We start from the raw sequence: 12,229 nt of genomic DNA, 5'->3' as shown, positions 1-12,229 counted from the left end.
AGAATGTAAACTGTATTGTAGTTTATTATCAAGAAAAAAACGAAAGATGTAAAGAGCAGAAGTTCAAATCGCCAAATATTATATAAAATAAATGCAAAACAATAGGAAAAAAGCACCCTGACATGGAGTGCTTTTTCGTTATGCGATTATCCTTAGTATTTCATCAATGTTAACATGTCATAATCTTTAAGCTTTTCTCTGCCGTCAAGGTAAGAAAGCTCGATTAAGAAAGCGATACCAGCAACCACGCCGCCAAGTTCTTCAACAAGTTTGATTGTGGCTTCAATTGTGCCGCCTGTCGCAAGCAGGTCATCTGTAATGAGCACACGCTGACCCGGTTTAATCGCATCTTTATGGATCGTTAATACGTCTTTTCCGTATTCCAAGCCGTAATCCACTTTAACCACTTCACGAGGCAACTTGCCTTCTTTGCGGACCGGCGCAAAACCTACGCCAAGCACGTAAGCAACGGGACAGCCGATAATAAAGCCGCGCGCTTCAGGGCCGACGACCAAATCAATTTGTTTTTCTTTCGCATATTCAACAATTTGGTCTGTGGCATAGCGGTATACATCGCCTTTATCCATCAATGTCGTAATATCTTTAAATTGCACGCCCTCTTTCGGGTAATCCGGTACAATTGTTACGTATTGTTTTAAATCCATCTGTTTTATGTCCTCCTCGTACTTTCATAAGCCTCTGAATCTTGTTTCATCAGCTTATTCAGCCATTCCTTCAGCTCTTCAGCAGAAGAATAATTCAGCTTTTGATCCAATTCCATCAGCTGCTTCTTCGCCTGATAGGTTTGTGAGTCTGTTAAGTCGCGTTTCTTGACTCCGCTAATCACAGACAGCACACCATTCTCTATTTTAACAAAACCGAGATCAAAAAACACCTTTGTCATGAAATTGATTGTTTCAACGGACCAGCCCTTATGTCTCGCAAGCTCTGAGCCGTGTTGTTTCACGTCAAAAGAACCTCTTTTCAGAAGAAACCCATAATACCATTTAAAGTGGTCTCTTGCTGGAAAAGCTGATAAAAAGTGATCCTCTTGATTAAGAAAAATAAAATATATCCGCTCAGGCATCTTGCCTTCCAGCAAATGTGCGAGCATGTCCAACGAAGGCGGCGGATCCAGTAATACAATATAAGCACCATCGAGATCTAACGCCTTCGCCTGATCTTCAGAACTGATGACGTGCACTTCACGGCGAAGATCTTCAGTCTGAAGAAGTGTTGTTGAGTCTTCTTTGAAAGAGACAATGGCCCGTTTAGCAGATGGAAGGGCAGAAACTGTGTCTTCCCACATCCGTTTCCCCCTTAAATCAAACAGCTGCCATTCAGAAACAGCGGCATCCTTAATCATAAGCTGCGGTTTTTTTCTATTGTTCCATTCGTTGATAGACATCTCACCGACAATTGAAATTCTTGAGCCGCGGACGATGCCTTCTTCAAGCTCACCTTTATTAAAACCGACGCAATCAAGCTGAGATGACTCGTTTCTGACCGTCATTTTGACATGATTTTTATTTGCTCCAATCTTCCGGACATCTTCCAGCACAGCGTTTTCTACGAGAACGTGCGGTTTCGGGTTTAGCATGCCAAAGGGGGACAGCAGGTTCATTTCTGTAATGCTATCAACCGTAATGTCCTCGACACCGCAGACGAGATCGACTTCCTGTACAGGAATAAAATCCTCTTCCGTAAGCGTATTGTCCGCTATTTGATTCAGCCTGTTTCGCAAATCCGGCACATCTTCGGCATTCAGCGTCATCCCCGCCGCCATTGGATGGCCGCCGAAATGAGGAAGAATATCTCTGCATTCAGAAAGGCTTTCGAATAAATTAAAACCCCTGATGCTCCGGGCCGAACCTTTAGCGATCCCTTTTTCTTCATCAATGCCAAGCACAATGGCCGGGCGGTAGAAACGGTCCACAAGCTTTGAAGCCACAATTCCGACGACTCCTGGATTCCATCCGGCTTTGGCCACGACGATTGCAGTTTGATCGAGGCTTTGCTGTTCAACCATTTCAATCGCTTCATCCGTCATTTTACTGACCATCTTTTGGCGCTCTTTGTTCAGCTGGTCAATTTCAGCGGCAAGCTCTCCCGCTTCAAACGAATCCTCTGTCATGAGCAAATGAACAGCGGGATCCGCCTGTTCAATTCTTCCGACGGCATTCAGCCTTGGTGCAAGCTGGAACCCGACTGTTTCTTCGTTCGCTTCTCCGATGTCTCCGCCTGACAGCTTGATCAGCTCTTTTAAGCCCAGCCGATTCGTCCGACGAAGCCTTTCAAGTCCCAGTGTTGCAATTAATCTGTTTTCGTCATGCAACGGGACTAGATCGGCAATGGTGCCGATTGCCGCCAGGTCAAGCAATTCATCTGGGAGTTCGCCCAATAAAGCGTGGGCAAGCTTAAACGCGACTCCGACTCCGGCCAGTTCTTTAAACGGGTAGGTGCAGCCCGGCTGCTTCGGGTGGACGATCGCGTAAACATCCGGAAGTTCCGGTCCCGGCTCATGGTGATCTGTAATGATGACATCCAGTCCGAGTTCCTTTGCCACCTTTGCTTCATGTACAGCGGCAATTCCTGTATCAACCGTAATAATCAGAGAGAAGCCCCGTTCCTTAATCGAACGAAATGCCTGTTCATTAGGGCCGTAGCCTTCTTTAAAGCGGTCAGGTATATAAAAATCAACTTGAGCCGACAGCTTTTGCAGTGTGTGCAGCATCACTGACGTACTGGTAACTCCATCGGCATCATAATCGCCATATATCATAATCTGTTCTTGTTGTGATATCGCCTGTTTTATTCGCTCTGCCGCTTCTTTCATGCCCTTCATTTCAAAAGGATCATTAAAATCGGCATCCTTTGTATGTAAAAACAGCCTTGCGCTTTCTGCTGTATCAAAGCCTCTTTTTACAAGCAGGGACGCAACAAGAGGTGTTATATGCAATTGTTCTGTGAGTGATTTGACCTTATTCTGATCTGGTCGCTGGATTTCCCATCGCATTTTTGACGCTAACATAAATTCACCCCTCAACCACCCTATTATACTAGAGCAGGCTGAGGGGTTTCAAATATTATTCGAAAACTAGTCTTTTTTCTCAAGTCTGGCTGATGCATCCTGTGTGTCATTCAGGTCAGCATGCAACGTATCCTCTTGTTTATGTATCGTTCCTTGTACAGTTTTCTTTTCTTTCCGCAGCGCTTTTATTTCCCGCTTTAGTTTCATCACCTGAAAAACGCCGGCAGAAAATACGATCAGCGCGCCCATTAGAACTGAGCCCAAAATAACTAAAATAAGCGGCCACTCCGATCTGCCAAACAGGTAATCAACTTCTACCGATCTTACATTAATAACTGCAAAAATAGCGACAATTAAGGTAAAAATAAGTGCGAAAATAATGGTCCATTGTTTATTCATTCTCTTCCTCCAAAACTTCAGAATATTAGGTAACTTTCCCTGTCAAGGCTTGTTTTAAACATGGCTTGACACTAGGTCAAGCCTCATTTGCGGTTAATTTTTCCCGGATCAACCTCTTCAATCCGTTTCCCTCACCGGAAATCACAAGGGTATCTCCCTCATCAATAACTATTTCCGATCCCGGATTCAATTGTTTTTCCTGATTCTTCTTAATGATCGCAATGACAGTCACATGATATTCCTGTCCTGCGTTCAAATCACCAATTGTATGATGAATGGCAGGCGCTCCCGCCTCTGCTTTACACCACTCTATGATTAAATCATTAAGGGCTGCCTCGACGCTTTCTAATGCTTTCGGTTTATATGCCATTCCGCCGAGAATGGCAGAAATTTGCCTGGCTTCAGCATCGTCAAATTGCACGGAGGCCACACATTCTTCATGATCATTTTCGTCAAAATAGTACAACTCTCTCCGGCCGTCATGATGAATGATAATTGAAATTTTATCGCAGTTTCTAGTGATGATTTCAACTTTATGCCCTATGCCCGGCAGCACTGATTCACGAACCCTCATAGATAAACCCTCCCACATATCTGAAAACCAGCCACAAATACTCTTAACACCATTTATATGTTTAAATGTAAGCGCATGTCATTATAGCAAATGTCTATTTTAAGTTCAATGAAACTTCAAAAAAACAAGCTGCCCTGCAAAGGACAGCCTGACATTTTTTTATTGCACCGAATCTTTTTTCAGTTCTTTCCCTTTCCATACAAGCCAAATTTGTGCGGCGATATAGAGGGATGAATATACACCTGTTAACAGCCCGATTAACAGTGCGACTGAGAAGTTTGTAATAGAGGCCGCTCCAAAGATCAACAGCGCCACTACAACAATAACTACAGTCAGTACAGTATTAACTGAACGAGTAAAGGTTTGCTGCAGGCTTAGATTTACGATATGGTTCAGGTCAGCAAACGTTTTCGGCTTACGTTTTTTCATATGCTCGCGAATCCTGTCAAATGTAACAATTGTATCGTTTATCGAATAACCGATAATCGTCAGGACGGCGGCAATAAACGTCACATCTACTTCCAGCCTTGTAATGCTGAAAATCGTGAGGATGAAGAAAGCGTCGTATAACAGTGAAGCAATAGCAGCAATCGCCATTTTGTATTCAAACCGGATCGAAACGTAAATAATGATACCGATAGAAGCGATCGCGACTGCGTACAGAGCACTTCTTGCCAGCTCTTTACCGACTGTCGGTGAAACTGTGCTGACATTCGGCTCTGTTCCGTATTTGTCTTTGAAATACGTTTTTACTTTGGCAATCGTTTCTTTATCTGGGACCCCGACAAAACGCGCAACCCCAATATTGCTCTTGTCACCAGAAAGAACAACTGTATCAGGGTCCATGCCAAGTGATGCAAAATCTTTCTCCACCTGCTCTGTCGTCAGCTTATGGTCGCTTTGCACTTCAATTCGTGCGCCGCTTGCAAAATCAATGCCCAGATTCAGCTTAAACACAAGCAGAATGATAATCCCTATAACAGTGATGGCACTGGATAATATGAGGAAAAATTTACGTTTGCTTGTGAAATCCCATTTTTGGAACGGCGTATACGGCTCGGTATTTTCATCTGTATGCTGAATATCCATGATATGTTTCTTTTTGACGCCGAACCAGCCTTTTTTCCGATCAAACCATCTGCTCTCCACAAGAAGCGACAGCAAAAATCTAGATAAGAAAACCGCTGTGATAAAGCTTGTTAAAATCGACAGAATCAGCATTGTCGCAAACCCTTTTACAGAGCTTGTCCCAAAGATGAAAAGCACAACGGCCGCAATAATTGTTGTAATATTCGCGTCAAGAATCGTTGCGAATGACCGTCTGTTTCCTGAACGGAAGGCAGAGCGGACTGACTTTCCTAGCTTAAGCTCCTCTTTAATCCGTTCATAGGTGATGATATTCGCATCAACAGCCATCCCGACACCTAATATCAGCGCGGCAATTCCCGGAAGTGTGAGTACAGCGTTCATCCAGTCAAAGACCTGGAGAGTAATATAGATGTAAACTGACAGCGTAATCACCGCAATAAATCCAGGCAGACGATAATAGAAAAGCATAAATAAGAAAATAATTGCGATTCCGATAATGCCTGCAAACACCGTATCCTGCAGCGCCTGCTGACCAAATTGCGCGCCTACTGATGTTGAATATTTTTCAGTCAGTTTTACAGGAAGCGCGCCGGCGTTTAAAATGCTGGCTAAATCTTTCGCTTCTTGAACTGTAAATTGGCCTTCAATTGTAACATCTTTTGTGTTTAATTCTTGACTTACATTCGGAGCGGATACATATTTAGGATGCTCTTTTTGAACTTCTTTCTTAAAGGAGTCTCCTTTTTCGTAATCCATCCAAATGACAAGCTGGTTGTTTGGCGCCATGTTCATGACTTTTTTGGTCACTTCACCGAATTTATCAGCGTCTTTCAATTTAATGCTGACAATGGGTTCATTTGTTTTGGCGTCATATGTTTGTTTAGCCCCGTTTTCCACTAGGTCAGAGCCGTTCAGCAATTCTTTGTCATTTGTATCTCTGAAAGAAAGCTGCGCTTCAGTGGCCAAGATTTCACGCGCTCTGTTTTGGTTTGTCACCCCAGCGAGCTGAACGCGAATCCGGTTATTTCCTTCAATTTGAATGTTCGGTTCACTGACACCGAGAACATTTGCCCTCCGGTTCAACGCCTCTACTGTGCTGACCAGAACGTCTTTTGTGATTTTGTCACCTTTTTTTACGGGCTGTACATCATACAGCACCTCAAATCCGCCTTGCAAATCCAATCCTAACGTAATATTGTTAGCGGCAGGCTTCGTAAAGTAGCCCAAGCTCGTGCCGATCAATAAAACGAGAAGGAAAAACGCAATCAAGCGTCCTTTTTTCATTATGTATATCCTCCCTTAAACCTATGTGAATCAGCCTGCTATCTCAGCAGTTCTTCCAATGCTTCCTGGCCTTCTTCACTTCCCAGCCAATTAGACGTTTTAAATGACTCAACGGTTGCATAGTTCATAAATTCGCCAATTTTCACTGATAAAATATCGCTCGTCAGTTCATAAATGTGCAGTTCCGTTTTCTTTTTCCACTTCTTATGTGTTAAGTATGACCACAAACTTTCGAGTTCAACATCATCATACCCGAGAATCTTAAACTCTTCCAGTTTGCTGTAAAGAAACGGCCTGACGTGGTCTTTATATAGATCGGCGGGATGCTTCTCCATGAATTCCACGCTCCTTTTTTTATTGTTTTTCAAGAAGACTTGTCATGCTTGGACGATATATACGCATATCTTTATTGTATATGATTACAGGTAGTTTGAGAAGGCAGGGGGTAAAAATGGCGAAACAGACGTTTTTAAGGGGCACTCTTATCCTGATCGCAGCAGGAATGGTTACAAGAATGCTCGGGTTTGTCAACCGGGTGGTTATCGCCCGTTTTATCGGTGAAGAAGGAGTCGGGCTTTACATGATGGCGGCGCCTACCTTCTTCTTGGCCACTACATTAACTCAATTCGGTCTGCCGGTCGCGATCAGCAAGCTTGTCGCTGAAGCAAGCGCGCGCGGGGATCATCAAAAAACAAAAAATATTTTAGTCATGTCTCTGACCATCACAGGAGTGCTCAGCCTGATCTTTACACCGCTGTTTCTGTTTTTCGCTCCGGTTATGGCGGAAACGATGCTGACAGATAAGAGAACACTGTATCCGCTCCTGGCCATTACGCCGGTTGTGCCGATTATTGCCATATCGAGTGTGCTGAGGGGATACTTTCAAGGAAAACAGAATATGAACCCGCTTGCCGTGTCACAAGTTCTTGAACAGGTCGTCCGCATTTCACTTGTCGCTGTATGCACGACGATTTTTCTCCCTTACGGAATTGAATATGCCGCAGCGGGAGCAATGATATCCTCCGTCGCAGGTGAACTGGCGTCACTTCTTTATTTGTTCATTTGCTTTAAGTATAAAAAGACAATTAAAATCAGAAAGCATTTTTTCCAGTCAATTAAAAACGGAACACAAACCTTTACCCAATTAATGAGCGTGTCCCTTCCAACGACCGGAAGCCGGTTTATCGGCAACCTCTCTTGGTTCTTCGAGCCGATTGTCGTCGCTCAAAGTCTTGCCATCGCCGGTGTGGCAACAGTTGCCGCCACGAAGCAATACGGGGAACTGACCGGCTTTGCCATGACGCTGCTGACCCTGCCCAGCTTTATTACATATTCTTTGTCGACTGCACTTGTTCCTGCGATCAGTGAAGGAATGGAGCAGAAAAAACTGCAGGTGGTGGAATACCGGCTGGAACAGGCTATGCGTCTATGCCTGCTCAGCGGAGGCATTGCGGTTGTCATTTTATATGTTTTTGCGGATGAGCTGATGAGGGTGATGTATGGTTCCTCAGGCGCAGCTGTATTTATAAAAGTCATGGCCCCGTTTTTTCTGCTTTATTATTTCCAGGGCCCTCTTCAAGCTGTGCTGCAGGCGCTTAATTTAGCGGGTGCTGCGATGATGAACAGCTTAATCGGAGCACTTGTCAAAACAGGCCTAATTTTCGTCCTTGCCACCAGACCGTCTCTCGGCATCATGGGCGCGGCATTAGCGATCGTAACAGGCATGGTGCTCGTTACGCTTTTGCACGCGGCAACAGTCAGTAAGGTGCTGCCGATCAGTATCAAAATCAAGGAGTATGCACTCAGTTTCGCTGTGATTGCGATATGCGGATTCATCAGCTCCGCCATCAAACAATATGTCACCTTTGGAGCGTCCGAGGTTGTGAATGTCGCCGGATGGATTGCGACGAGTGCTGCTGTCTATATCATCCTCCTGCTTGTATTCCGTTTAATTAAAAAAGATGAGCTTCGCCGTATTCCTATTATCGGACGTCTGATTGTCCGATAAAGATTACGTGCGGGGCCCATCTTTTTCATCAATAAATAATTCTCCGTCAGTAAACGAGCAAAATGAAATGTTTGAAGGATTTGTATATCCGTGTTTTCTTAATTTTTCAAGCAGCCATTGTTTATCTTTACCGATTCTTGATAGGTTTTCTGTTTGAATAGAACCGTCTATAATGAGCGGTATTTCGAGCTGCCGATGCTCCCCGCTGTTTTCTTTCTTTACAACAGTCAGTTTACCTGACGGCTCTAAAATGGCAAATGATACATCAGCTACTCTGTCGATATTATTTTCTCTGAGCTGAACCATTAAATCATCAAAATTATAACGCTGTGATTTCATGGCGTTTTCGTCAATTTTTCCATATTTGATAATAATGGTCGGCTTGCCGTCCAGAAGCTGGCGGATTTTTCGGTTTTTTAAAGAAAAGTATGCGAATGTCACTTGAATGATCATTAAAACAAGCATTGGCAAAATGGTGTGAAATAGATGATCTTCTACGTTTTCTATAGCTAAAACGGCAATTTCAGCCATCATAATAAAAACAACGAGGTCTAAAATGCTAAGCTCCCCGATCTCCCGTTTGCCCATGAAACGAAAAATGACCAATATCACAAAATACAATATGATTGTGCGAAACGTAATAGTGAGAAGCTCTTCCATCATACACCTCCAACTCATCATAGGATGCAACAAAACGGACAATTTATGTAAGATGAATGGATCGTATTTCATAAAGCTTTTACGTCTAATTCATGGGGCAAGGGAATACATTTTTACAAAGACGAGCCATCAGCATGTCTGACGGCTTTGTTCAAAAAGAACAGAAGCCTTTTAATACAGGCAGAGAGGAGACATTCATGGAGGAAACGAAACAAGTTGGAAAAGGCATTCTTTACGGCTTAATCGCCATTTTTTCAGCTATGCTCCTGACGAGCTTAGCCGTTTCACTTTTACTGACGGCAACCTCGCTGGAAGAGTCATCATTCAACTGGCTGATCACTGCCATCTCATTTCTTTCTTTATTCATCGGCGGGTTTATTTCAGGAGGAAAAGGGAAGGAAAGAGGCTGGATGATCGGGGCATTAACCGCCTTAAGTTTTTCAGTGATTATTTTATTGTTTCAGTATTTAGGGTTCGGAAAAACATTTACAGCGGAGCAGCTGCTCTATCATCTTGGATTTTTAGGGGTGTGCATGCTGGGCGGGATTTTCGGCGTGAACATGAGGGGAAACAGGTCTTCAACATAAAAAAGACGACAAAAAAAAGAGCGGGATCATCCGCTCTTTTTTTTGTTTGCTATGTACAGCTCCTGCTGTTATTCAGCAGCAGAAACTTCTCTGATCGCGCGGCGGTCGAACGTAAGACGTGTGTTTTCACCAGTCTTAACGACGACTTTGCTTTCGTCGATAGAGTCAACAGTACCGTGCAATCCCCCGATTGTCACTACTGAATCGCCTTTTTTCAGTTCCTCCTGCATTCGGCGTACTGCCTTTTGCTGTTTTTGCTGAGGACGAATCAGCAAGAAGTAAAGGACCGCAAACATTAAAATAATAGGAACCAATGTGCCTAAAGTGCCTGTCATGATTTTCACCCCTTTCTGTAAGCCTGTGATTTATTTTTATTTAGAAGCTTTTCGCATTTGGCTTGTTGTAGCCGTAACGCTCAAAGAACTCTTCTCTGAAATCACCCAGACGATCCTCACGAATAGCCTGTCTTACCTGCACCATTAAGTGTAACAGAAAATGAAGGTTATGGTAAGTTGTTAATCGAAGGCCAAATGTTTCGTTGCAGCGGATCAAATGTCTGATATACGCGCGAGTGTAGTTTTTACATGTATAACAATCACACTCTTCATCAATCGGACGGAAATCTCTTTCGAATTTCGCATTTTTCATATTGAGACGGCCTTCAGCTGTAAACACCGTACCGTTTCTAGCAATCCGCGTAGGCAGCACACAGTCAAACATGTCGACCCCGCGGATCGCTCCGTCGATCAGCGCGTCCGGAGAACCGACTCCCATCAGATATCTCGGTTTATCCTTCGGCAAGAGCGGTGTTGTAAACTCGAGCACACGATTCATGACATCCTTCGGTTCACCGACAGATAATCCGCCTATAGCATATCCCGGGAAATCAAGAGAAATCAAGTCCTTCGCGCTTTGCGTGCGCAAATCTTCATATTCTCCGCCTTGCACAATGCCAAACAGCCCCTGTTCGTCCTGACGGGTGTGGGCATTGAGGCAGCGTTCCGCCCAGCGGCTTGTCCGCTCAACTGAGCGCTTCATATAATCGTACTCTGCCGGATATGGCGGGCATTCGTCAAACGCCATCATAATATCGGAGCCGAGTGCGTTTTGGATCTCCATCGCTTTTTCCGGAGATAAAAACAGCTTGTCTCCATTTAAGTGATTGCGGAAATGGACGCCCTCTTCCTCTATATTACGAAACTTGCTTAAAGAAAAGACCTGAAAACCGCCTGAATCTGTTAAAATCGCGCGGTCCCAGTTCATAAATTTATGGAGCCCGCCCGCTTCTTTGACAATATCTTGACCCGGGCGGAGCCATAGGTGATACGTGTTGCTTAAAATGATGCCCGCATCCATTGATTTAAGCTCTTCAGGCGACATCGTTTTGACTGTCGCCAGTGTGCCGACCGGCATAAAAACAGGCGTTTCAAAGGAGCCATGAGGCGTATGCACTTTGCCCAGCCGCGCCCCTGTTTGTTTGCATTCTTTTATAAATTCATAGCGTATTGGTTGTTCAGCCACTTTTGATGAGGCCTCCTGTTCTCGAATTATAGGATCAGCATCGCGTCTCCGAAGCTGAAGAAACGGTATTCCTCTTCCACCGCATGGTTATAGGCGCGCAGAACGTTTTCTCTTCCCGCAAGCGCGCTGACCAGCATAATCAATGATGATTTCGGCAAATGGAAGTTTGTAATCATTCCGTCAATGGCTTTAAATTCATAGCCCGGATAAATGAAGATAGATGTCCAGCCGCTTGATGCTTTAAATTGCCCGTCATGCTCCCCGGCAATCGTTTCAAGCGTGCGGGTCGAAGTCGTACCGACAGAAATGATCCGGCCGCCATTTCCCCTTACTTTGTTTAAGACCGCAGCCGTGTCTTCTGACATTTGATAAAACTCCGCATGCATATTATGCTCTTCCACGTCATCGGCACTCACAGGGCGAAACGTTCCAAGGCCTACGTGCAGTGTGATGAACTCAATTTGCACACCTTTGTCTTTCAATTGCTGTAAGATTTCTTCGGTGAAGTGAAGGCCTGCTGTAGGCGCAGCGGCAGAGCCAATTTCTTTTGAAAACACTGTTTGGTAGCGCTCTCTGTCATCAAGCTGTTCTTTGATATATGGCGGGAGCGGCATCTCTCCAAGAGATTCCAGCACCTCGTAGAAAATGCCTTCATAGTGAAATTCCACTTTTCTGCCGCCATGCTCAAGCTCTTCCGTGCAGACTGCCTTTAACCTTCCGTCTCCAAACGTCACTACGGTTCCTTTTTTCACCCGTTTCGCCGGTTTGACAAGCGTCTCCCACTTGTCACCAGCTTCTTGTTTGAGCAAAAGAAGTTCCACTTTCGCGCCGGTATCCTCTTTTGTTCCGAATAACCGCGCCGGCAGCACACGGGTATTGTTCAGCACAAGACAATCTCCTTCTTTAAAGAAGCTGATAATGTGTTTAAACGAGCTGTCAGTCAGCTCTCCTGTATGTTTATCAAGCACCATAAGCCTTGAAGCATCGCGCTGCTCCAACGGCACTTGTGCAATTAAACGTTCCGGTAGTTCAAAATCAAATAAATCGACTTTCATGATGATTTCACCTTTATTCTA

The 12,229-nt window shown here is 44.4% G+C and carries 12 protein-coding genes; 2 read left to right on the top strand and 10 right to left on the bottom strand.

All coding sequences use genetic code 11. From position 1 onward, the window contains the following. Window positions 1-152 precede the first annotated feature (152 nt). From JMN17_RS01350 to comN, 6 genes are all read right to left on the bottom strand, one after another. On the bottom strand, window positions 153-665 hold the full coding sequence (locus tag JMN17_RS01350) for an adenine phosphoribosyltransferase (protein WP_087992280.1): 513 nt from the start codon (window positions 663-665) through the stop codon (window positions 153-155). A 5-nt stretch (window positions 666-670) separates the two neighbouring features. After that, window positions 671-3,031, bottom strand: coding sequence for a single-stranded-DNA-specific exonuclease RecJ (recJ, locus tag JMN17_RS01345; protein WP_202327066.1), 2,361 nt, complete (start codon window positions 3,029-3,031; stop codon window positions 671-673). 66 nt (window positions 3,032-3,097) lie between these two features. Continuing rightward, window positions 3,098-3,430 (bottom strand): LapA family protein, encoded by a 333-nt coding sequence (locus tag JMN17_RS01340; RefSeq protein ID WP_202327064.1) that lies wholly within the window; start codon window positions 3,428-3,430, stop codon window positions 3,098-3,100. A 76-nt stretch (window positions 3,431-3,506) separates the two neighbouring features. Further along, complete coding sequence (locus JMN17_RS01335; protein ID WP_087992283.1) at window positions 3,507-4,004, bottom strand: cation:proton antiporter regulatory subunit; 498 nt, start codon at window positions 4,002-4,004, stop codon at window positions 3,507-3,509. Between the two features lie 159 nt (window positions 4,005-4,163). Further along, on the bottom strand, window positions 4,164-6,377 hold the full coding sequence (gene secDF, locus JMN17_RS01330; RefSeq protein WP_087992284.1) for a protein translocase subunit SecDF: 2,214 nt from the start codon (window positions 6,375-6,377) through the stop codon (window positions 4,164-4,166). A gap of 38 nt (window positions 6,378-6,415) precedes the next feature. Beyond that, window positions 6,416-6,712: a post-transcriptional regulator ComN gene (comN, locus tag JMN17_RS01325; RefSeq protein WP_087992285.1), complete on the bottom strand. Its 297-nt coding sequence runs from the start codon at window positions 6,710-6,712 to the stop codon at window positions 6,416-6,418. A gap of 116 nt (window positions 6,713-6,828) precedes the next feature. On the opposite strand from comN, the gene spoVB reads away from it, so the two are divergent. Continuing rightward, window positions 6,829-8,385 carry a stage V sporulation protein B gene (gene spoVB / locus JMN17_RS01320; RefSeq protein WP_087992286.1) on the top strand — a complete coding sequence of 519 codons (1,557 nt, stop codon included), beginning with the start codon at window positions 6,829-6,831 and terminating at the stop codon, window positions 8,383-8,385. Window positions 8,386-8,388: 3 nt separating this feature from the next. Here the strand turns inward: spoVB and JMN17_RS01315 are convergent, their stop codons facing one another. Continuing rightward, complete coding sequence (locus JMN17_RS01315; RefSeq protein WP_202327062.1) at window positions 8,389-9,045, bottom strand: DUF421 domain-containing protein; 657 nt, start codon at window positions 9,043-9,045, stop codon at window positions 8,389-8,391. A 197-nt stretch (window positions 9,046-9,242) separates the two neighbouring features. On the opposite strand from JMN17_RS01315, the gene JMN17_RS01310 reads away from it, so the two are divergent. Beyond that, window positions 9,243-9,632: a TIGR04086 family membrane protein gene (locus JMN17_RS01310; RefSeq protein ID WP_202327061.1), complete on the top strand. Its 390-nt coding sequence runs from the start codon at window positions 9,243-9,245 to the stop codon at window positions 9,630-9,632. A gap of 68 nt (window positions 9,633-9,700) precedes the next feature. Here the strand turns inward: JMN17_RS01310 and yajC are convergent, their stop codons facing one another. Genes yajC through queA form a run of 3 tightly spaced genes read right to left on the bottom strand, consistent with a single transcriptional unit; the run spans window position 9,701 to window position 12,208 of the window. Next, entirely contained in the window at window positions 9,701-9,967 is a 267-nt protein-coding gene (gene yajC, locus JMN17_RS01305) for a preprotein translocase subunit YajC (RefSeq protein ID WP_087992289.1), read from the bottom strand. Window positions 9,968-10,007: 40 nt separating this feature from the next. Beyond that, on the bottom strand, window positions 10,008-11,153 hold the full coding sequence (tgt, locus tag JMN17_RS01300; RefSeq protein ID WP_087992290.1) for a tRNA guanosine(34) transglycosylase Tgt: 1,146 nt from the start codon (window positions 11,151-11,153) through the stop codon (window positions 10,008-10,010). A gap of 26 nt (window positions 11,154-11,179) precedes the next feature. After that, window positions 11,180-12,208 carry a tRNA preQ1(34) S-adenosylmethionine ribosyltransferase-isomerase QueA gene (gene queA, locus JMN17_RS01295; RefSeq protein ID WP_202327060.1) on the bottom strand — a complete coding sequence of 343 codons (1,029 nt, stop codon included), beginning with the start codon at window positions 12,206-12,208 and terminating at the stop codon, window positions 11,180-11,182. Between the last annotated feature and the right edge of the window lie 21 nt (window positions 12,209-12,229).

The sequence above is a fragment of the Bacillus sp. RHFS10 genome (assembly GCF_016757475.1).
In the GTDB taxonomy this organism is placed as follows: Bacteria; Bacillota; Bacilli; order Bacillales; family Bacillaceae; genus Bacillus; species Bacillus subtilis_G.
Note: the sequence above shows the minus strand (reverse complement) of the source record. Positions and strands in the feature narration are given on the sequence as shown.